Raw genomic sequence first — 20,570 nt, 5'->3', positions numbered from 1 at the left:
TTCAGCCGCTTTCTGCGTACCCTTGGTGCAATCTGAGCAGGACGTGGCGCATATGAACACAGACCAGTCACAGAAAAGGTTCCGTATCTCCAACATGGACTGCGCCTCAGAGGAGTCCGAGATCCGGCGCGCTGTGGATGGCATCCCGGAAATTGAAGCCTTGCGATTCGATCTGGGGGCACGCGTACTGACCATTTCTGCGAGTCAAGCTGCATTGCCAAACGCACTACAGGCGATTCGAAAGGCAGGGTTTAAGCCTGAGCCCATCGATGAAGCCGACAAAAAACCTTCCGGTACAACTAATGCGTCTGCGACGTTTTGGGACATGTGGGGAAAGCTTCTGGCGGCGCTCGGCTTGGCATTGGCAGCAGAGGCGATCGCGTACGCCTTCCCTGCGACGACCTGGATCAAAGCCCTGGGCATGGCCATCGCTTTGGGTGCCATCTTCCTTTCAGGCTTCGGCGTCTACGGAAAAGGCCTGGCTGCGCTGCGGCAAGGACGATTGAACATCAACGCCCTCATGGCAGTAGCCGTCACAGGCGCCTTCTTGATCGGCCAGTGGCCTGAGGCCGCCATGGTGATGGCGCTCTATGCCATTGCAGAGGCCATCGAAGCGCGGGCGGTCGACCGCGCTCGAGGTGCCATCAAAAGCCTTCTTGCCTTGTCACCAGAGCAAGCCGAGGTACGCCAGGAGGACGGCGGCTGGCTTCGGATTGACGTCAAGTCTGTTGCATTGAACTCGGTGGTACGTATCTCTCCGGGTGAGCGTGTTCCGCTTGATGGCACCGTGCTGGCGGGTCAGAGCGCGGTGGATCAATCGCCTTTGACAGGCGAGAGCCTGCCCGTGGACAAAGGACCTGGTGATGAGGTGTTTGCCGGAACCATCAACCAGGCCTCTGCTTTGGAAATCCGGGTCACATCGCCCGCCTCAGACAGCACGCTCAGCCGGATCATCAAAGCCGTCGAGGAAGCGCAGGCCTCTCGCGCACCAACGCAGCGTTTTGTTGACCAGTTCGCCGCCGTCTACACACCTGCGGTCTTTGCCCTTGCGGTGCTGGTTGCCGTCCTGATGCCCTGGGTGGCCGGGATCACGTGGCTCGAAGCGGTCTACAAGGCTTTGGTCCTGCTTGTGATTGCATGCCCTTGCGCCTTGGTCATCTCCACACCCGTCACGGTGGTGAGTGGTCTGGCCGCAGGGGCACGGCGGGGTATCTTGATCAAGGGAGGCGTTTACCTGGAGGAAGCCCGAAAGATCAAAGCCGTCGCTTTGGACAAAACCGGCACCATCACCGAAGGGAAGCCCAAATTGGTGGCGTTCGAGCCCATCGCGCCCGACGAGCCTGAGCAAGGGGTAGAACTGCTCGCAAAGAGCCTGGCTGCGCGTTCAGACCACCCGGTCTCGAAAGCGATTGCTCAAGGCCTAGCGGTACAAGCCCAAGAAGTCGAAGCATTTGAAGCTGTCGCAGGTCGTGGCGTCCAGGGGGTGATCGATGGTCACCCCTACATCCTGGCCAATCACCGCTGGATCGAAGAGCGCGGCCAGTGTTCTGCGACATTGGAAGCACGCCTCGCAGTTCATGAGGAGGCAGGACGAACTGTGACCATTTTGGCCAATCGGGACCAGGTGATCGCGCTCTTCGCTGTAGCGGACACGATCAAACCGTCATCGATCGAGGCCATTTCCGAAATGAAGGCGCTGGGGGTCGTTCCCATCATGTTGACCGGTGATAACGCCGCCACGGCGCGCACCGTAGGACACTTGGCAGGCATTTCAGAAATCCGAGGCAACCTGCTGCCCGAGGACAAGCTCAAGGCGATTGAAGAGTTCCAAGGAAGATACGGTGTGACGGCCATGACCGGTGACGGCATCAATGATGCCCCGGCACTTGCAAAGGCGAACATTGGCTTTGCGATGGGCGCTGCGGGCACTCACACGGCCATGGAAGCGGCCGACGTCGTCGTCATGAACGACGACCTGCGCCGCTTGCCCGAGACGATTCGCCTCTCCAAACGTACCCATGTCATTTTGTGGCAGAACATCACCCTGGCTCTGGGCATCAAGGCGGTATTCCTGCTCATGGCCATCTTTGATGACGCGTCTATGTGGATGGCGGTCTTTGCCGACATGGGCGCAAGCTTGTTGGTGGTTTTCAATGGGCTTCGGCTTCTCAAGGCAGTCAAGTGATGGCTCCCAGGCAGCTGTAAACCTCTCCCATTGCCTCAGGATTACTGAGGCCAACGCCTCGTCCCGTGATCAAGTAAGCCTGAATCGACTAAACTATTAACTTATGAAAAAGTTCTTGGCAATCTTCTTGCTGGTTCTGTTGCCCTTGCAATACAGCTGGGCAGCAATGGCAAGCTATTGCGAGCACGAAACCAGTGTGACTGCCAAGCACCCTGGTCACCACACCCATGACCATGCGTCAATTGACCAGCAAGAGTCCAGCAAAAATGCCCCTCAATCGGCGGGCATGGACCATGACTGTGCCACTTGTCATATGGGTTGTGCCGCTGCCCTGGTCAGCGATCTGAGCAAGACCACATTAGCAGCCTCTGACGATCACCCACTTCACCTTCAGGTCATTGCTTCTCATATGGCAAGTGAACGTCCTGAACGGCCTCAATGGCCCGTGCTTGCCTGATCGGCGAGCCTCGGGTTTCTTTACCTTTCCCTCTTTTCGAATCCCCTGTGTGCGGATGCACATGACGCTTTGCGCGTTGTGCGTCATCGCCTAGCGACGTGTTGTCGCTGCTCGCTGATCTCCTTGGATGTTTTCACCATTGGAGATGAGCTATGAGTTTGTACAAAAAAAGACCGACACCGATTCGAATCGCGCTGTTGGTCATGACCCTGAGTGGCTTGGTGCTGACGGCCCAAGCACAAGGCACATCCGCCGCCGCGTTGAGTGGCTCGGTGTCCTTGAAAGATGTTTTCGAAACGGCGTGGCAAAGGCAACCCGAGGCGCACGCGCTTCAATCGCGTCGCGATGCCGCCCTGGCCCAGGCCAAAGCCGCGTCGATGCTGTCCCCCGAGCCGCCCTCGCTGGAGATAAGTCAGCGATCAGACCGGATGACAGGCAACAGCGGTGCGCGGGAAGCTGAGGTGGGTATCGCAGTTCCAATTTGGCTACCCGGACAACGCACAGCCAGTGCCGATCTGGCGCAAGCTGAAATATCGTTGGTTGAGCGCAAGCTGCTCGCCTCACAACTTCGGCTCGCTTCTTCCGTCAGGGATGCTTGGTGGGGCTGGTTGCGAGCTCGCGTAGATGCTGAACTGGCGAGCGAACAACTGGCCAATGCACAACGCCTCGCCGCTGATGTTGCCAAACGGACCAACGCGGGTGATCTGGCAAAGTCCGACCAGCATCAAGCCGAAGGCGCTGTCGCTGCGGCCCAAGCGCATGCCGCCCAAGCTCAAGCTGCATCTGCCGCAGCCTTGGCACAAGTGATGGCGCTAACAGGCAGGACGGCACCGGCAGACTTGAAAGTCAACGCGGCGGTGGAGCCAACGCCAGATTCGACCCCACATACGGGTGCGTCAGTGGGGCATCCCTTGTTGGCTGAACTGGAGGATCGCATCACGATGGCCGAGCGGACGGCTCAGCTGATCAGCGCCCAGAGGCGATCCAACCCGGAACTCACGGTGGCCACCACGCGCGGCCGTGGGGCATTTGGAGAACGCTATGGCCAGACTGTGCTGATTGGCATTCGCGTGCCCTTGGGTGCAGGCCCTAGGCATGACGCCCGTCTTGCGACTGCACAAGCCGAAGCGATAGAAGTGCAGTCACAACTGGTCCTCGAGCAGGCGCGCATTCAAGCCGACAAACAAGGCGCTGCTGCTCGTCTGGAGGCCGCACGCACTCAACTTGATGCTGCGCAGCGACGAGCCCAGCTGGCCAACGAGTCCCGCAGCTTTTTTGACAAGTCGTTCAGGCTGGGCGAGTCGGATCTGCCCACCCGCTTGCGCATTGAAGCAGAGGCTGCAGAGGCCGCGAGACAAGCCGCTCGAAGCCGAATTGACCTAGCCTCCGCCATTTCGGCATTGCGGCAGTCCTTGGGCCTGCTGCCTCAGTGATGCTGACACCCCTCAAAAATTCAAGGAACACTATGAAGATCATTCATTCAACAGTCGCCACCTTTATGGCGCTGATATTCACATTACTCAGTCCTATGGCCATTGCCGGTGCGGGTCACGATCACGCGGAAGCTGCGCCAAAAACCCAGGGAACAGCACTGCCGCGTTTCGTCGCGTTTTCAGAGGATCTGGAAATGGTCGGCATTGTCAATGGCAAGCAGCTGACGATTTACCTGGACCGTTTTACAGACAACAGTCCGGTCAATGACGCCCTAATTGACATCGATATTCAAGGCGGCAAATACAAAGCCGAAAAACATGGCGTAGGTGAATACGAAGTCATCCTCAAGGACACGCTCAAACCTGGCGTCATTGCCATCACCGCAACCATTCAGGCCGGTGAACTGAACGACCTGCTGACTGGCGAACTCGATTTGCACGAGGACGAAGATGAACCTGTCAGTGGTTCTTCTTGGAAAGGCATCGCCCTGTGGATCGGCGGGGGGTTATTGGCCCTGATGGCATTAGGCGCGATCGTTCGCTTTCGTCAACAAGCTCGTACGGCCTAAGGAGCCTCAGCATGAAAACAATCAACACTTCAAAAAAACGCCACTGGATGGCACTGGCCACTGCTTTGACCCTTACAGGTGCTGCGCTGCCTACGTACGCGGGCGAAGGCCATGACCACGGCGCTGCGCCTGCGACGGCCAATGCCAATGGTCCACAGCGCATGGCCGATGGCAGCGTGTTTCTGCCCAAACCAGCCCAACGCCAACTGAATGTGCGCACGATGGTGGTGGAAACCGCTGAGCTGCCACGCGCCTTTGAACTCAATGGTCAGGTACTGATGGACCCCAACGCAGGAGGCAAAGTCCAACCCATTAACGCTGGCCGCATTGAGCCCGGCCCTAATGGCCTGCCCAACGCAGGGCAAAGCGTTAAGAAGGGTCAGGTATTGGCCTACGTGGTCCCTGCGGTCGCCCCCCTGGAGCGTGCAGGTCAGTTGACTCAATTGGCCGAATTTCGCGCTGCCAAAGCGCTTGCTGAAAAGCGTTTGGCACGTTTGCGCGAGTTGTCGGACACGGTTCCGCGCAAGGAAGTAGAAGCCGCAGAGAGTGATGTGCTCAGCCTGACCGATCGCCTGTCGGCCGTCGGTGGCGGCCTCAGCAGCAAAGAAGCACTGGTCGCGCCCGTTTCTGGCGTGATTGCCTCGGCGCATGTCGTGGCAGGCCAAGTGGTGGACACGCGGGAATTGATTTTTGAAATTGTCGACCCGAAGCGGCTGCGCATTGAAGCCTTGGCTTTTGATATCTCAGTGGCCAACAACATCGGCGGTGCCACATTGGCTGTCGGCGACCAGCGCACGCCACTGGTTTTCATGGGTGCAGCGCGCAGTTTGCGAGAGCAAGCTCTGCCGCTGAACTTCCAAGTGCAAAGCCCGGAACTATTAGGCCTGGCCGTTGGACAGCCCGTCAAAGTCTATGTGCAGTCCAAGCAAAAGACACAGGGTATTGCGGTCCCCCAGTCGGCACTGATGAAAAACGCTGCCAATCAGAACGTGGTGTGGGTCAAGTCTGCAGCTGAGCAGTTTGAACCACGCACAGTGACGTTCGAGCCCCTGGATGGAGCGCGTGTCACGGTGATCTCGGGCTTGAAGTCTGGCGATCGTGTGGCGACCCAAGGTGCCACGCTCATCAACCAAGTCCGTTAAAGGGGTCACGATATGTTCAAGTGGCTTCTCGAAAATAGCCTGACCAACCGGCTTCTGGTGTTGATAGCGGGTGCCGTGTTGATGGCTTACGGGGCATTCACATTGTCTCGAACGCCAGTCGATGTCTTTCCCGACCTCAACAAACCGACCGTGACGATCATGACCGAGGCGGGTGGCATGGCGCCCGAAGAGGTCGAGCAACTGATTACCTTTCCTCTGGAGACGGCCATGAATGGCTTGCCTGGGGTCGAATCGGTTCGTTCAACCTCTTCTGCTGGCCTGTCCTTTTTGTATGTCACCTTCAACTGGGACACGGAGATTTTTCGGGCACGCCAACTGGTGTCTGAACGCCTCTCGTCCATGGAAGAAGGTTTGGCTGCCGGGGTAATTCCACGGATGGGGCCTATCAGTTCCATCATGGGTGAGATCATGCAAATCGCTATTCCTGTCGATCCGCAGAAAATCTCCCCTATGGCCGTGCGTGAGTACGCCGACTGGGTGCTCCGGCCACGACTCTTGTCCATACCGGGTGTCGCACAGATCATCCCCATTGGCGGCGAAGTGCGTCAGTTTCAGGTGCAGCCCAATACAGCGCGCATGTCTGACTTGGGCATCTCCTTGGACCAGTTGGAGTCGGCGTTGCGCGGGTTTTCGGCCAACACCTCGGGGGGGTTTCTGGAACTCAACGGGCGCGAGTACCTGATTCGAAATCTTGGTCGCACTTCCCGTCTGGAGGACTTGCGCAATCTGGCCATCACCGCCAAGAACGGTCAGCCCATCTTGTTGCGCCAGATCGCTGAGGTCACTTTTGCCGCAGCCATCAAACGTGGGGATGCAGGCTTTGAGGGCAAGCCCGCCGTGATTCTGGGCGTTCAAAAGCAACCCACCGCTGACACGACCCGTTTGACACAGTCGATTGAAGAAGCGATTACGGATCTCAAGGCATCCCTTCCTGAGGGGATGGAGGCACCCCGTGTGACCTTCCGCCAGGCCAGCTTCATTGAGGCGTCGATCTCGACGCTGCAAGGCAAGTTGATCGGTGCGTCGCTGTTTGTGGCCGCGATCCTTTTCTTCTTCTTGGGCACAGTTCGACCCACCATCATCGCGCTCACCGCCATCCCAGTGTCCATCTTCATCACGGCACTGGTGTTCAAGTATTTTGGCTTGTCGATCAACACCATGACGCTTGGAGGACTGGCGATTGCCATTGGCGGACTGGTGGACGATGCCGTGGTGGATGTGGAAAACATCTTGCGGCGCATGAAAGAAGACCGTGCCAAGGACCCCAGTCAGCGCCTGTCGCTGCTCGCGCTCGTGGCCAAGGCGTCCATGGAAGTCCGCTCGGCGATCCTCTATGCGACGGTGATCATCGTGCTGGTCTTCCTGCCGCTTTTTGCTTTGCCGGGCCTGGAAGGCAAGTTGTTTGTGCCGCTGGGCATTGCCTTCATCATCTCGACACTGGCCTCTTTGTTGGTGTCGGTAACGATGACGCCGGTGCTGAGCTACTACCTCTTGCCGGGCATGAAAAACCTGGACCATGGCGACACCAAAGTGCTGGCATGGCTCAAGCAAGGCTACAAAGGCAGTTTGCAAAAAGTGCTGGACAAGCCACGCGTGGCGATAACCAGTGCATGTGTGGCGGTGGTGTTGGCTGCGGCGGCTGTTCCGTTTTTTCCGACCACCTTCTTGCCTCCTTTTAATGAAGGCACCTTGCTGGTGGGCATACGGCTGAACCCGGGCGTGACCTTGACCGAGTCCTCTGACCTGGCGCGCCAGGCCGAAGTGCTGGTCAAGCAGGTGCCCGAAGTGCTGCATGTGGGCAGGCGCAGCGGACGTGCTGAACTGGATGAGCATGCCGAAGGTGTTCATGTCAGCGAATTGGACGTGGGCATCAAACCCTCAGGCGAGTTGACGCGCTCAATGGATGAGGTCCGTGCCGACATCCGTGCACGCTTGGTCAACCTGCCTGCCTCGATTGAGGTGGGGCAACCCATCTCACACCGTATCGACCACATGCTGTCGGGCGTGCGCTCCCAAATCGCCATCAAGATTTTTGGCGAAGACCTGGACGTGCTGCGCGGGCAAGCCGATGCGCTGCGCTCACGGCTGTCAGGCATCGAGGGCATAGCTGACCTGCAAATCGAAAAACAAGTTCTTGCGCCCCAGATCAAGGTACGGTTGGACTATGCGGCAGCGGCGCAATACGGCCTGTCTGGCGCGCAAGTGCTTGCCACACTGCAGACCTTGGTGGAAGGTGAACGTGTCACGCAAATCATGGAGGGAGGTCGCCGCTTTGCGTTGGTTGTGCGTTTACCAGAATCCGCACGATCGCTGGAAGGCTTGGGCCAGGTGTTGATCGAAACACCCTCGGGCAGAATTCCGCTGTCCAAAATCGCAACGATTGAAGACGCCGATGGTCCCAACCAAATCAGTCGCGACAACGGCAAGCGGCGTATCGTGATTTCTGCCAACGCTTCGGGCCGCCCATTGTCAGAAGTCGTGGCCGACATACGCAAAGTGACGGCGGATTCTCGATTGCCAGAGGGCTACTTCATCACCCTTGGAGGACAGTTTCAGGCGCAAGAAGAAGCCTCACGCCTGATCTCTTTGCTCTCGGTGGTCTCTGTGGTGTTGATGTTTGTGGTGCTTTACAGCCGCTACAAGTCCGCCGTTTTGTCGGCCTTAATCATGGTGAACATTCCCTTGGCGCTCGTGGGTGCCGTGTTGGGTCTGTGGTTGTCAGGTCAGCCCTTGTCGGTGGCCGCCTTGGTCGGCTTCATCACGTTGGCTGGCATTTCGGTGCGTAACGGCATTTTGAAGGTCAGTCATTACATCAACCTGATGCGCTTTGAAGGAGAGTCCTTCACCAAGCCCATGATCTTGCGCGGTTCGATGGAACGTTTGAGCCCGGTGTTGATGACGGCCTTGGTGACTGCCTTCGCATTGGCACCATTGCTCTTCGAGGCCGAACGCCCCGGCACCGAAATTTTGCACCCGGTCGCCGTGGTGATTTTCTCGGGCTTGATCAGCTCGACGCTGCTCGACACCTTTCTGACGCCTGCCATGTTTTGGCTCTTTGGCCGCAAACCTGCCGAGGCGCTTTTGCAAGACAAAGATGCTGAAGCATTCTGACCATTCATTCGTTTCTTCAACCTCAACCAAAACCTCAAAAGGACATCTCATGAAATTCCATACGCTCTTGATCACATCGTCGCTTTTTCTCAGCGGACTCGCATGGGCAGGGCCACACGATGCGGATCACAAACCCATGCAAGGTGGTGTTTTGACCACCGTCAAGGATGTTGACTACGAACTGGTCGCCAAACCTGATGTGCTGCAGTTGTTCGTGCGTGACCATGGCAAACCCGTTGACGTGAGTAAAACGACGGCAAAAGTCACACTGCTTTCTGGCGCTGACAAGCAAGAAGTTGAGTTGAAACCAACAGGCGACAAGCTTGAAGCCAAAGGTAGCTTCAAGGTAGCTCCTGGGACAAAGGTTGTTGCTCAATTCAGTTCAGCTGGGAAAACCACTTCTGCACGTTTTGTTCTGAAATGAGGCGTTTACAACTTACTTGTTTTTGCCACAAATGGTGGATCAATTTTGGGAAACTATTATGAAAACTTGGATTACCAAAACAATCGTCGTCTCAGCTTGCGTACTTGGCATCGCAGGCTGCGCTTCACCGGTTGATCGAATCGCTGAGAAGCCGTATTGCCATACGGATCGAGGAAGAAATGGTTACTGCACCAAAGATCCTGCACCCAGCATTGCCAAGGATGATGAAGCAAAGTTGTTTGCCTCAGTGCCTGAAGCTCTGACGGTTTACGTCGTGCGTTATTGGGGCGACGGACATCATCCGTTGGACATTTCTGTGGATGGTGGCGCAGCGATGGAGACTGTTCCAAACTCCATGATTCGCCTGCGATTAAAAGAGGGGACTCATCAAATCACCTTCAATGTTGGAGGCAAGACCTTTGATCGAACAATTTCAGGTACGAAGGGAGAAGTTCGGTTACTAGGGATTACGGGTACCGATTGGATCTGGGGCAACTCTTCACATTGGTGGACAGATGACTCAGTTGATCAACTTAAACGGCGCGCACTGCGTTCCCGTTTGATCAAAGACATCACTTTCCTTTGATGTTCTGGGGCCCCCGCCATGACTGTTTGTCATTGGCGGTGGGAGTGGCAGTGACGTTCATGGCGCAAACACTCAACACGCTTGGTTTCACAAACGCCTGCAATCAGCCTGAAGCTCAGGTTGATGCAATATCCTTATCGTCCGCTTATGGCCTCTACCTCACCCTCAAGGCAATGATAGATGACCGGGTCTGAATTGGCCATATTTCAACGAAATCATTTCGCTATGAGACCAACCCGTTCAACCGAAAGGCTTCGATACGACGATCTGATGCGCAAAATCCATGCCGATCAATTTCACGTTCACATAAATATTTATATTGATCAAAACTCCTACATACCGGACTCGAAATAGCCTTCAAAGGGTGAGCAAAATTATGCTCATCGTTGGAGAGCGAGAGGTTGTTCATCTTGCAAAATTGAGCAAATTGCAGGCGCATAAAACCGAACAGGTCGGATGTTCGGACTGAAAAGACTTGAATTTTGTAGTCAACCAACCGTAGGTAAAAGTACCCTCCTGAGTAGACCAGGATTGATTTAATTCGTCGTCTGGGAGCGATGGACACATGGTGGATTTTCCAACCATCACAGAGTTCAACACTTGGCGCTGTGTGCCAACCATCACGCTCGGACCAAGTCAAACAAAGACCTGACCCACACTTTTCTTTCATCGCTTGGGTAAGGTTGTCATGATCCAAAACTCTTTGTGATTTGCTTCGTCCGATTTTTCGTGTCAATGCCAATGGCTCATCCACATAGCTTGTGAACTCCAGACTTCGTGCAGTAGGCCGGGTCACTGTGATCTGGAAAAGGTTCAATTGACGAATGTCATCGGTTGACCAAGTGCATCGTCCCTGTTTGATCTTGTATTCAACAAATCGCTCTGCTTCTTTCCAAACTGCCAGGCAGTACAGGCCAAAGACGTGACTTCGGACCCATAATGAATTCTCTGCTTTTGACGCCCTCTGAAGGTACTGCTCAAATCCAACGGACGCCTCACCCAAGAACTCTGAAAATTTGCATCTGTACCACCCTCCTTCTGGGGGGAATTTCTTACGCTCATCCCAACGCCTTATGTCCACCGTCGGCTCAACGGTTCTGGCCCAAATCAGCTCTATGAATGCCAGACGAGCTTGCCGGTTGGATCGCAGCAGTGCTGCAATCGCCTCTGGCGTTATGCACTTTCTGAATTGCCACACCCAATAATCAGATCGCGGAACCACGTGCCGACGCAAATACCGCGCTACAGATTTGTAGACATCTGTTGGTACAAAACTCATTCTCCAAAAATCAGTGTGACCACCCTGCTCGAATCCCAGCCGAGGTTTATTTGGTAGCTCTCGAAATTCAATACTCTTAGTTCTGTAGGCGTAACGGTAATTAGGTGTTTCATATTTGATCAATGCATTCGGATATGCGATAGCTTGGATTTCACACAATTCTTTGAGTCGAATGAGCCATTCTTCCTCGTGCAAAGCATCAAATTTTCTGTTCATGTACGAGGCCACATAAATGGCGCTCAACGACGTCAACCAATCGGCAAGAGGCTTGAGTTTTTCGGTGTCGATCAAACGATGATCGTTTCCGTGCAAGCGCGCTGGATCGAAATACTTCAGGCTTGAACATTGGCAGGTATTTGGATAAGCAAGAGACATGGCATCAACACGCTCTCCATCGTTCTTCATGCACGAACATTCGACGTGCAGAGGCTCCTCGTGGATCGGGCACTGATTGAGCAATTTCAGTGAAAAAAGTCTGGTGTGATACCCCAACTCCAAGCACTTTGGGCAGTAGCCGTTTTGGGGTGTGAACAAGAATTGCCAGCAGTATGGAATGAATCGATGATCACAAAATGAAAAAAATTGAACTGGCTCACCCATCAGTCGAGCCAAAACCCGAAGATCAACATTTTGAACCGAACGGCTTTGACTCTGCGCACGTTTCGCCCTGGGTGAAAAACTTTCACTCAGTGGAAAGTCAGAAATTCTGAGTTTGTTCAAGTGGGCCAGTTTTCTCAATGTCAGCCAAAGTGACGTGTAGGGCAACAGCGTGCCTGGCTTCCATGTCAGAATTGTCATGCGCTTACCCCTTTGGTGTTCGTCCCCTTGGTGCCCCCGCTGAAATAATCGCCATCAGGGCACCATGGCCAGAATGCTCGACGATTTCACTGATGGATTTTTTTGACAGCACATCAGACACCGCTCGTCCAGACGCCAGCAAAAGGAGAATCCGTCTGCACACCACAGAGATGGTTTTCATTGGAATTTCATGCGGCCCGTCATAGCGATGCGGCAATTGGTTGATGAACTCTTCCCAAAGTGGTGCCGCATAACTGGCAAGGCGAAATCCATTGCTCCAAAGCTCAGGGATGATGCTGGCAGTAAAAGAAATGCCCGATCCAACAGGCCATTCAGAGCCTTCGTCATACCCGGACATCACGTACCCCAATTGCGCCTCATCGCAAATGCCATGAAACCTGGCAGCGGTAAGCAAGAACCTCGCAGCGACATGTGCACCGCCAGCCATGGCGAGATTGATCGGGTCATCCCGAAACTGAACAGAAGCGATGGAAATCACACACAACCGAATCCTCTTTTTCTCCAGCATGCTGTGCAGCTCGACAAGCCACAACCACTCGCGCATCGTCATGCCTTGTGCTTCGTCAATCACAAGTACAACAAAACGTCCGCCCGCCTGTGCTGACAATTGTTCAAAACGGTCCACGAGCATTCCCAAGCGTTCCGTTGGGCTACGTGTTGATCTGGCCAACCGATGCTTGGCTGCTTCCAGCAAATTTGCATAGAACCGCCCGGATGCGCTGGCACCGCCCGATTCGGTATGACTCCAGATCACCATCGGTATGAATCCTCCATACCTGGCAGCGAGCAAGCCTTCTAGCCAGTTATCAACAGCGCTGGATTTACCCAGTCGAGAGGCCCCATAAATGGTGGCACCATCAAATTGATCGTCTAGCCACCGTCCGATGGTGCTCACCATTTTTTCAATGGCGGGGGTGAACAACGAGTAATCTCTCGTGACCAGGGGATGGTCTTTGGGGATGTGCTCTGGAACGAGCTGAAAGTCTGAGTTTTCCATCACCAGGTCTTTGCCATGCGCATCTTGGGAAGTGGAGCGCTCTGGCTTGCAGATTTGGGTTTCGGCTCAGGTGGCGGTGAGGTGCCCTTCGTTTTCTTGGATGCTCCGGAGACCTTGGTCAGCTCTTCGGGCATGGCCTGACGGTTGATTTCACCCATGACGTCTGGCACCGAAAAGTTCGGCTCCTTCATTTCATCCAACGCTTGAGTGCTGGTCATCATGATTCGTCGCGCCTGCAGATAGGCCGGATGAACAGGTAGCTTTTTGTTGGCATGTATCTCAGCGTATTCAATTAACGCCTGGACGGGATCCCTATTGCCGGTCAGAAATAACAATCGCTTTGTCGCAAGTGCCCGAATGGCTTGCCGCATGTAAAGGGTGTGGGGTGATCGGTGCCACGGCGGTTGAACATGGACGGTTCCGTAGATAAGTCCATTTGAATCGGAGACTGTGGCCCAGCGTGCGTCTGTTTCGTCATCCAGTTGAAGCCATAGTTTTTTACCGAGAAGATCCGGACGTTGAACCAGCCACTCGGAGGTGTATTTGGCGTTCTCAAAGTTGAAATACGGTCTTTTGCCTGTGTATTCACCGCCAAGCAATGTGCAGACCTTTCTGGTTCCCGCCATTCTTTTAACGAGCTCCGGGTCAGCGTGACGAATGCGATTTTTTGTTTTGGCAGACAAGAAGTCCATTTGTGCAAGAGGACTGCGATAGCCCAGACCTGTATGTGGCGTGGCGTTGTAGTTCGCGATGGTGACATCCAGCAACTCCTCGGCATAGTCAAGTTGGAACTGGACCTCCGCAGCAATTTTTTCTGGATCTCGTCCTTTCTTATCTTCGTGACTGCTGCCTGTGCTCGGAGAGAGTCGGTGCATGGTGCCAGAGGCCAAAACCCTGAAAAACGACTCGATAAATGGCCGATCATCTTTGCTGCGCCTTGAACTGTAAGACGTAGGGTCTTGGGGTTTGATGACCTTGGCGCCAACAATATGCAGCAATGGCTCCTCGACTCTGGGGCAAACGTTGGCCAATGCGCCATCAACGCTGAATTCATTCCAGCAAGCTGACAAATAGACTTCAGAGTGTGCGGATGGCAAGGCCGCGCCTTCTGCGTACCCATCCTCACAAAACGTCAAGGTTCTTGGGGCCCACTTGGATAAAGCATTTTTGATGGTGATCAGAACGTCAAGTGCACTGCATTCGCGTCGCAAGCTGATGTGATACCCCAAAACTGCACGGGATCTGACGTCAATGATCACAATGATCCAGATACGACGGATCTTTCTGGGTTCATATCCACCGTGAGGAGACGGCACCATGACCACCATTCGGCAGTCCAATTTGTGGGCATCACACTCGACCCGATCAAACAGCTTGAAATCAGGTCGTCGGGTTCCATCGGAAGCTTTGGCTTTTGCAATTGCGTCAGGCCCCCCCATTTTTGACATGGCTAAAAAAGGATGCTCTGCCAAAACCTTCTTGATGTACAGACGAACTGACTCATACCCGAGCGACTCTGAATTGAATGGCCAGGCTTTCTGATCTTCCAAGCCAGCTTTTCTTAGCTCGTCAATGAACCATCGAAAGATCGTTTGAACATTGATCTTAGGGTGTGCAAGAGAATCGGCGTTATTGAGGATTCGTTTGTGAAAACGATCTTTCAAATCTTTGAACTGTGGACGTTCAAGTAGCCACTTCAACGCGCCGGTTGCTCCAGCCCCATTTTCGTGAACAACAGGTGCAGTTTGACGCTCGTAAGCGGTCACACGGAAATGTGGAAGTGCTCCTCGCCAACCAAAAATATCCCCATCTGAGTGCCTTTGAAGGCATCGGTTTGTGATGATTCGGTAGATATTGGATCGTTTTTCACCCGTTTTCTTCTGCAAAACTGCATCGGTAGCACCCTTGAGATACAGCTCAATGGCTTTTTTTCGGGCTAAAAATTTAGTTTTGCGAGCAGCTGACAAGCTGTTCTCATCCACCATAGGCCAATTGCCAAGGTCAATGCTCTGGCTCGATAGCTCAGAATTCGGAGTTGAGCGATATCCAATTCGTCCCGATAAAGCCATAGAACCTCCTAGTTAAAGGTCTATCCAAGACTCATTAAAAAGGAAGAATCATTTAACGTCAACTTTACTTGGAATTCGTAGCATCAACTTTACTTGGAAAGAGACACCCTCCAGAGGGAAGATCCAGCTGTTCGTAGCATCAAATTTACTTGTGTGAACGGACCATTCTCGGATGGATCAAGGTTTCTGGCGAGCGGCCAAACGGGCCAAGCCTGTTTCAATCAGTTCTTTGGCGTTATGGCGCTGGCCCCGAATCGCGAAATCAAGGGCTGTCAAACCCAATTGGTTTTTGAGCCTCAAGTCGGCTCCGGCTTGAATGAGGTGTTTGACGGCTTCAGGGCTGCCGTACATGGCGGCCATCATCAAGGGTGTTGTGCCATTGGGTGATTCGGCATCAATGTAGGCGCTGTGATCGAGCAAATGCGCGATCACTTGTACATGGCCACCTGAAGCGGCGTAATGCAAAGGCGTCCAGCCAGTTTTGTTCACGTCCGCATCGTTGTCTACCAACTTCTGAACCAAGAGCAAGTAGCCCTTGAGCGCGGCCAGCATCAACACGCTTTCGTCCTTGCCGTTGCGCACCTCGGTTTTGGTTCGGGGATGCGCTGCCAGCAACTCGGCCACCTTCAAAGAAGCCCCACGAACTGCCATCATCAGGGCTGGCACCCCATCGGGATTGACGGTGTTGGGGTCAAAACCACGCTGGAGCAATCCCTGCACTGTGCGGACGTCGTCCGACTGCACAGCTTTGAAGAAGTCTTCGTAGGAACCCGCTTGCCCCCAAAGTGGCATCAATAAAAACCCAATAAAAACAACAAACTTTTTGATTTTATTAAGGCAGATCATGAGGTTTCCTGGCTTGGTCAGCGGGTGGTTCTCTCAAACAGCTTTAAAAAATTATTCGTGGTTAACTCACCTATGGCCTCGGATGAACTGCCCCGCAATTCCCCCAGCAGCTTGGCCACATAGGGCACATACGACGGGTTGTTGGTCTTGCCGCGATAAGGCACAGGGGCCAAGTAAGGGCTGTCGGTCTCGATGAGCAAGCGGTCATCGGGCACAAATTGAGCCACTTCGCGCAAGTCGGCCGCTGTTTTGAAGGTCAGGATGCCCGAAAATGAGATGTAAAAACCCAGGTCCAAAGCGGCCCGGGCCACTTGCTGGCTTTCGGTGAAGCAATGGAATACGCCGCCCGCACACCCTGCCCCACCCATTTCGCCCTCTTCTTTCAAGATGGCAATGGTGTCGTCTGAAGCCTGACGGGTGTGGATGACCAAAGGCAAGGCCGTCTGACGAGCTGCGCGGATGTGCGTGCGAAAACGCTCACGCTGCCATTCCATGTCGGCCACGGTGCGTCCACCTTTGCGCTCGTCCATTTGGTAATAATCCAGCCCGGTCTCGCCAATCGCCACCACTCTGGGGCGAGCGGCGCCATCCAGCAGATCCTGCAGGCTGGGCTCACGCACACCTTCGTTATCAGGATGTACGCCCACCGTGGCCCACATGTTGTCGTTGGCCATGGCCAGGCCGTGCACTTCGTCAAATTTCTCCATCGTGGTGCAGATCACCAGGGCGCGGGTCACTTGGGCGGCTTGCATGGCTTGCTGGATGCTGTCCAGCTCGTTCATCAGTTCGGGGAAATTCAGGTGGCAATGGGAATCGGTGTACATGGTTCAGCCCTTGGACATCAGGGTTTGTTGGGCGTCGGCGGTCAGGGCCTCGAGCATCAGACCAACATTAAAAGGGTGTTCGGCCGTGCGGGCAGATTGCATCAGACGCTTGAACCAGTCGGTCAGTACCGCCACAGAAGCCGCGCTGGGGGGCAATTGGCTTGTGTCAAAAAAGCGTGGCGCAGCGCCTGTTTGGCGCAGAACCAAGTCGTGACAAAGCTTTTGCAAGGCGTCGATGGCTTGGGCGGGGCTCAATTCGGCCAAGTGCCGGGCATCGCCCTGGCGCATGGCTTTGGGCAAATGGGCCCACCAGTCGGGCGACAAACCCGATTCGGCCTGTCGCAGCACATCGGTGGGACGCCCGCCCGCACTGCGCAGCAAGTCGTGCGCAATCGCAGCGGGCACGCCCTGCCCCGTGAGCCACGGCAGTGCCTCGTCTGCTTCGGGCCATTTCATGGTGTGGGCCAAGCAGCGGCTGCGGATGGTGGGCAGCAGCATGTGACTGGCCTCGGTGGCCAGCACAAAGCGCACATCGCCCGGTGGCTCTTCCAGGGTTTTGAGCAGCGCGTTGGCCGTGATGGTGTTCATGCGCTCGGCCGGAAACACCAGCACCGCCTTGCCGCGTCCGCGTGCGTCGGTGCGCTGCGAAAACTCCACCGCGTCACGCATCGCGTCCACGCGGATCTCTTTGCTGGGCTTGCGGGTTTTCTTGTCGATCTCGTCCTGGGCTTTTTCAGACAAAGGCCAGCCCAGCTCGATCATCACCGTCTCGGGCATCAGCACTTCAAGGTCGGCGTGGGTGTGCACAGCAATCGCGTGGCAGCTGGGGCAATCGCCGCAGGCGCCCTGCGCGGTGGGTTTTTCGCACAGCCAGGCCGAAGCCAAGGCCAGAGCCAGTTCGTACTGGCCCAGGCCCGACGGGCCTTGCAGCAGCCAGGCGTGGCCGCGCTGGGCGAGTAAATCGGTGGCTTGCCGGGCGATCCAGGGGGCGTTCAAGACGGCGCTCATGCGGCGGCTCCTCGCAGCCAATCACGCACGACGCGTGACACATCCGCGCCCACGGCATCGATGGTCTGCGCCGCATCGATGCGTGCAAAACGGCTGGGCATCTCCGCTTGGCGGCGGGCGTAACCGGCCCGCACAGCGGCAAAAAAGTCGGCCGGTTGCGACTCAAACTTGTCCGGCACCCGGGCCGAAGCCAGGCGTTCGGCCGCAATCAAGGGGTCCAGGTCGAACCAAACAGTCAGGTCAGGTTGGCGCAAAGTGCCGTCAGGCAGACCTTGCACCATGCACTCAAGTTGGGCCAACAGCTGCCAATCAAAGCCCCGACCACCGCCTTGGTAGGCAAAGGTGGCGTCGGTGAAACGGTCGCACAGGACCACATCGCCACGGGCCAACGCCGGCTCAATCACCTGAACCAAATGCTCGCGCCGAGCCGCAAACATCAACAGCGCCTCGGTCAGCGGGTCCATGGGCTCGTGCAGCACCAGCTCGCGCAGCTTTTCAGACAATGGCGTGCCGCCAGGCTCACGGGTCAGCACCACCGCCCTGCTCGCTTGGCGAAACAGTTCGGCCACGCGGGCGATGTGCGTGGACTTGCCCGCACCGTCGATGCCTTCAAAACTGATGAATGTGCCGCTGCTCATAAAGATGTGAAATCAATCCTTGATTGTCGCCGAAGCCGCATGCCGGGCTGAACGCCGATCACTGCCCGCGCTGGTAGCGGTTCACAGCCCGGTTGTGTTCGTCCAACGTGGCGCTGAAATGGCTGCTGCCATCGCCCTTGGCCACAAAGTAAATGGCGGACGTTTTGGCCGGTTGCACCGCAGCCAGCAAGGATGCCTTGCCCGGCATGGCAATGGGCGTGGGCGGCAGACCGGCCCGGGTGTAGGTGTTCCAGGGGTTGTCGGTCGTCAGGTGCACCCGGCGCAAATTGCCGTCAAAAGCTTCACCCAAGCCATAAATCACCGTCGGGTCGGTTTGCAGGCGCATGCCAATGCGCAAGCGGTTGTTGAACACTCCCGAAATCTGCGCCCGGTCTTGCGCCTTGCCAGTTTCCTTTTCGACGATGCTCGCCAAAATCAGCGCCTGCTCGGGCGACTGCAAGGCAGCGCCGGGTTGCCGCGCTTCCCAGGCTTGTTGTAGCTGTTTGTCCATGGCTTTCATGGCCCGCTGCAACACCGCCAGGTCGCTGATGCCTTTGGCGTACGAATACGTGTCCGGGTAAAAACGCCCTTCCGGGGCCACGCCGGGGCGGCCCAGTTGGGCCATCAAGGCTTCATCAGACAGGGCGCGGCTGTCTGGGCGCAGGTTTTCGGCCTTGGCCAGCACCTGGCGCACCTGCCGCCAGTTCCAGCCCTCCACAATCGTCACCGTGCGCAGGCTTTCCTCGCCCCGCACCAGCATGCTCAACAAACGCTGCGGGGTGGTGCCCGGCGGGATTTCGTAACTTCCGGCCCGCATCTGGCGCGACTGGCCCGACAAGCGAAACCACGCGAACAAGAGCGTGGGCGAAGTTTGGGCCCCGGCATCGGCCACGGCTTGCGCAATGCCTTTGGCCGAGGTACCCGGTTCGATGGACAAATCCAATGTGGCCTGGCGGGTGTCGATGGGTTGGTGCAGCCACCAGAAAGCGCCACCCAGCAGGCTCAAGGCCACAAGCAACAGGCTGGCCAACCACTTCATCAAGCCTTTGAGCACGGCCATGTCCTTGTTCGGGTGTTGAAAACGTGGGGGGATGATAATTCACGTCCTTGCCAGACGACCGAGCCGCGACATGAACACCCCTGCAGATTTCAGCCCTCAGCTTCAAACCCTCTTGAACGGCATCAGCCCCCTGCCCCACTTGGGCGTGATCCAGGCCCAGGGCGAGGACGCGGCAACCTTTTTGCACAACCAGCTGAGCAACGACGTGTTGTTGCTGCCCGTGGGCCAATCGCGCTTGGCGGCCTTTTGCTCGGCCAAGGGCCGCATGCAGGCCAGCTTCATCCTGGTCAAAACCGCGCCCGACACCGCCCTGCTGGTCTTGAGCCTGGACTTGCTGGCCCAGACCCTCAAGCGCCTGTCCATGTTTGTGCTGCGCGCCAAAGTCAAAATGAGCGACGCGACCGGCCAGTGGCAATTGCGCGGCTTGTTGGGCGACAGCGCCCGGGCCGCAGTGGGCGCAACCGCCCCTTGGCAGACCCAGGTCCAGGACGGGGCGCACGCGGTGGCGCTTTATCCCGCAGTGCTGGGCGAGTCCCCAATTCCCCGCACTTTGTGGATCGCCCCAGCGGGCCATGCGCTGCCGGCAGGTGCAGACGTGCCCAGCGACGTCTGGACCTGGGCCGAAGCGATGAGCGGCGTGACCCTGGTCAGCCTGCCCGTGTTCGAAGCTTTTGTGCCCCAAATGCTCAATTACGAGTCCGTAGGCGGCGTGAACTTCAAAAAAGGCTGCTACCCCGGTCAAGAAGTGGTCGCCCGCAGCCAGTTTCGCGGCACGCTCAAGCGCCGCACGGCGCGGGTGCACAGCCCTGTGGCATTGACCGCCGGGCAAGACATTTTCACGCCCACCGACCCCGAGCAGCCCTGCGCCACCGTGGTGCTGTGTTCTGCGCGTCCGGGCGGTCAGGGCTTTGATGCATTGGTCAGCGGCACGACCGAGAGCATGCAAACAGGCTGGCGTGTGGGCAGCTCAGAGGGCGAAGCCTTGGACATTTTGGCCCTGCCCTACGCCCTGCTGGCCGACATCTGAGTCGGTGGCCCAGCGCGGCAATTCGCGGTCAGAGACCGCTCCCACAAAAGCCAAATGCGCTCAATGTAGGAGCGG

The 20,570-nt window shown here is 56.2% G+C and carries 17 protein-coding genes; 9 read left to right on the top strand and 8 right to left on the bottom strand.

The window, feature by feature from the left end; translation table 11 throughout:
- Window positions 1-52: 52 nt before the first annotated feature.
- The 8 genes from QZ190_RS02715 to QZ190_RS02680 all read left to right on the top strand — a co-directional run bounded on the left by QZ190_RS02715 (window position 53) and on the right by QZ190_RS02680 (window position 9,928).
- Window positions 53-2,185, top strand: a complete 2,133-nt coding sequence (locus tag QZ190_RS02715) for a cation-translocating P-type ATPase (RefSeq protein WP_291913196.1) — start codon at window positions 53-55, stop codon at window positions 2,183-2,185.
- A gap of 103 nt (window positions 2,186-2,288) precedes the next feature.
- Complete coding sequence (gene czcI / locus QZ190_RS02710) at window positions 2,289-2,642, top strand: cation efflux protein, CzcI family (protein WP_108311101.1); 354 nt, start codon at window positions 2,289-2,291, stop codon at window positions 2,640-2,642.
- A gap of 152 nt (window positions 2,643-2,794) precedes the next feature.
- The gene (locus tag QZ190_RS02705; protein WP_089957647.1) at window positions 2,795-4,075 is read left to right on the top strand and encodes a TolC family protein; all 1,281 of its coding nucleotides are present in this window, start codon (window positions 2,795-2,797) and stop codon (window positions 4,073-4,075) included.
- 32 nt (window positions 4,076-4,107) lie between these two features.
- Window positions 4,108-4,644, top strand: coding sequence for a hypothetical protein (locus QZ190_RS02700; protein ID WP_291913187.1), 537 nt, complete (start codon window positions 4,108-4,110; stop codon window positions 4,642-4,644).
- Window positions 4,645-4,691: 47 nt separating this feature from the next.
- The gene (locus tag QZ190_RS02695) at window positions 4,692-5,786 is read left to right on the top strand and encodes an HlyD family efflux transporter periplasmic adaptor subunit (protein WP_291913240.1); all 1,095 of its coding nucleotides are present in this window, start codon (window positions 4,692-4,694) and stop codon (window positions 5,784-5,786) included.
- 12 nt (window positions 5,787-5,798) lie between these two features.
- Window positions 5,799-8,918 carry an efflux RND transporter permease subunit gene (locus QZ190_RS02690; RefSeq protein WP_291913185.1) on the top strand — a complete coding sequence of 1,040 codons (3,120 nt, stop codon included), beginning with the start codon at window positions 5,799-5,801 and terminating at the stop codon, window positions 8,916-8,918.
- Between the two features lie 49 nt (window positions 8,919-8,967).
- Window positions 8,968-9,342, top strand: a complete 375-nt coding sequence (locus QZ190_RS02685) for a hypothetical protein (protein ID WP_053176209.1) — start codon at window positions 8,968-8,970, stop codon at window positions 9,340-9,342.
- Between the two features lie 58 nt (window positions 9,343-9,400).
- Window positions 9,401-9,928, top strand: coding sequence for a hypothetical protein (locus tag QZ190_RS02680; RefSeq protein ID WP_291913182.1), 528 nt, complete (start codon window positions 9,401-9,403; stop codon window positions 9,926-9,928).
- A 223-nt stretch (window positions 9,929-10,151) separates the two neighbouring features.
- Here QZ190_RS02680 and QZ190_RS02675 read toward each other — a convergent pair whose 3' ends face one another.
- From QZ190_RS02675 to mltG, 8 genes are all read right to left on the bottom strand, one after another.
- Entirely contained in the window at window positions 10,152-12,005 is a 1,854-nt protein-coding gene (locus QZ190_RS02675) for a hypothetical protein (RefSeq protein ID WP_291913180.1), read from the bottom strand.
- A 4-nt stretch (window positions 12,006-12,009) separates the two neighbouring features.
- Window positions 12,010-13,023 (bottom strand): ATP-binding protein, encoded by a 1,014-nt coding sequence (locus QZ190_RS02670; RefSeq protein WP_100120316.1) that lies wholly within the window; start codon window positions 13,021-13,023, stop codon window positions 12,010-12,012.
- Window positions 13,023-15,092 carry a hypothetical protein gene (locus QZ190_RS02665; RefSeq protein ID WP_291913172.1) on the bottom strand — a complete coding sequence of 690 codons (2,070 nt, stop codon included), beginning with the start codon at window positions 15,090-15,092 and terminating at the stop codon, window positions 13,023-13,025. Before QZ190_RS02665 ends, QZ190_RS02670 begins: the two co-directional genes overlap by 1 nt.
- 177 nt (window positions 15,093-15,269) lie before the next feature.
- Window positions 15,270-15,884 (bottom strand): ankyrin repeat domain-containing protein, encoded by a 615-nt coding sequence (locus QZ190_RS02660; RefSeq protein WP_291913169.1) that lies wholly within the window; start codon window positions 15,882-15,884, stop codon window positions 15,270-15,272.
- Between the two features lie 71 nt (window positions 15,885-15,955).
- Window positions 15,956-16,762 carry a TatD family hydrolase gene (locus tag QZ190_RS02655; protein ID WP_291913168.1) on the bottom strand — a complete coding sequence of 269 codons (807 nt, stop codon included), beginning with the start codon at window positions 16,760-16,762 and terminating at the stop codon, window positions 15,956-15,958.
- A 3-nt stretch (window positions 16,763-16,765) separates the two neighbouring features.
- Window positions 16,766-17,770, bottom strand: a complete 1,005-nt coding sequence (locus QZ190_RS02650; RefSeq protein ID WP_291913166.1) for a DNA polymerase III subunit delta' — start codon at window positions 17,768-17,770, stop codon at window positions 16,766-16,768.
- Window positions 17,767-18,408 carry a dTMP kinase gene (gene tmk / locus QZ190_RS02645; protein WP_291913162.1) on the bottom strand — a complete coding sequence of 214 codons (642 nt, stop codon included), beginning with the start codon at window positions 18,406-18,408 and terminating at the stop codon, window positions 17,767-17,769. The genes QZ190_RS02650 and tmk overlap by 4 nt, the downstream gene beginning before the upstream one ends.
- Before the next feature lie 58 nt (window positions 18,409-18,466).
- Window positions 18,467-19,468, bottom strand: coding sequence for an endolytic transglycosylase MltG (mltG, locus tag QZ190_RS02640; protein ID WP_291913160.1), 1,002 nt, complete (start codon window positions 19,466-19,468; stop codon window positions 18,467-18,469).
- Window positions 19,469-19,538: 70 nt separating this feature from the next.
- Here mltG and QZ190_RS02635 point away from each other — a divergent pair, with 70 nt between their 5' ends.
- Window positions 19,539-20,495, top strand: coding sequence for a folate-binding protein (locus tag QZ190_RS02635; RefSeq protein WP_291913159.1), 957 nt, complete (start codon window positions 19,539-19,541; stop codon window positions 20,493-20,495).
- The last annotated feature ends 75 nt before the right edge of the window (window positions 20,496-20,570 follow it).

The organism is Limnohabitans sp. (assembly GCF_017848645.1).
In the GTDB taxonomy this organism is placed as follows: Bacteria; Pseudomonadota; Gammaproteobacteria; order Burkholderiales; family Burkholderiaceae_C; genus Limnohabitans_A.
This window is presented reverse-complemented; position numbering and strand designations above follow the sequence as displayed.

Excerpts from the sequence above, each read along its gene's own strand:
- tmk (WP_291913162.1), bottom strand. The coding sequence starts at position 18,408 with ATGAGCAGCGGCACATTCATCAGTTTTGAAGGCATCGACGGTGCGGGC.
- QZ190_RS02665 (WP_291913172.1), bottom strand. The coding sequence starts at position 15,092 with ATGGCTTTATCGGGACGAATTGGATATCGCTCAACTCCGAATTCTGAG.
- QZ190_RS02650 (WP_291913166.1), bottom strand. The coding sequence starts at position 17,770 with ATGAGCGCCGTCTTGAACGCCCCCTGGATCGCCCGGCAAGCCACCGAT.
- QZ190_RS02680 (WP_291913182.1), top strand. The coding sequence starts at position 9,401 with ATGAAAACTTGGATTACCAAAACAATCGTCGTCTCAGCTTGCGTACTT.
- mltG (WP_291913160.1), bottom strand. The coding sequence starts at position 19,468 with ATGGCCGTGCTCAAAGGCTTGATGAAGTGGTTGGCCAGCCTGTTGCTT.
- QZ190_RS02675 (WP_291913180.1), bottom strand. The coding sequence starts at position 12,005 with ATGACAATTCTGACATGGAAGCCAGGCACGCTGTTGCCCTACACGTCA.
- QZ190_RS02705 (WP_089957647.1), top strand. The coding sequence starts at position 2,795 with ATGAGTTTGTACAAAAAAAGACCGACACCGATTCGAATCGCGCTGTTG.
- QZ190_RS02660 (WP_291913169.1), bottom strand. The coding sequence starts at position 15,884 with ATGCCACTTTGGGGGCAAGCGGGTTCCTACGAAGACTTCTTCAAAGCT.
- QZ190_RS02690 (WP_291913185.1), top strand. The coding sequence starts at position 5,799 with ATGTTCAAGTGGCTTCTCGAAAATAGCCTGACCAACCGGCTTCTGGTG.
- QZ190_RS02655 (WP_291913168.1), bottom strand. The coding sequence starts at position 16,762 with ATGTACACCGATTCCCATTGCCACCTGAATTTCCCCGAACTGATGAAC.
- QZ190_RS02695 (WP_291913240.1), top strand. The coding sequence starts at position 4,692 with ATGGCACTGGCCACTGCTTTGACCCTTACAGGTGCTGCGCTGCCTACG.
- QZ190_RS02635 (WP_291913159.1), top strand. The coding sequence starts at position 19,539 with ATGAACACCCCTGCAGATTTCAGCCCTCAGCTTCAAACCCTCTTGAAC.
- QZ190_RS02715 (WP_291913196.1), top strand. The coding sequence starts at position 53 with ATGAACACAGACCAGTCACAGAAAAGGTTCCGTATCTCCAACATGGAC.
- czcI (WP_108311101.1), top strand. The coding sequence starts at position 2,289 with ATGAAAAAGTTCTTGGCAATCTTCTTGCTGGTTCTGTTGCCCTTGCAA.
- QZ190_RS02670 (WP_100120316.1), bottom strand. The coding sequence starts at position 13,023 with ATGGAAAACTCAGACTTTCAGCTCGTTCCAGAGCACATCCCCAAAGAC.
- QZ190_RS02685 (WP_053176209.1), top strand. The coding sequence starts at position 8,968 with ATGAAATTCCATACGCTCTTGATCACATCGTCGCTTTTTCTCAGCGGA.
- QZ190_RS02700 (WP_291913187.1), top strand. The coding sequence starts at position 4,108 with ATGAAGATCATTCATTCAACAGTCGCCACCTTTATGGCGCTGATATTC.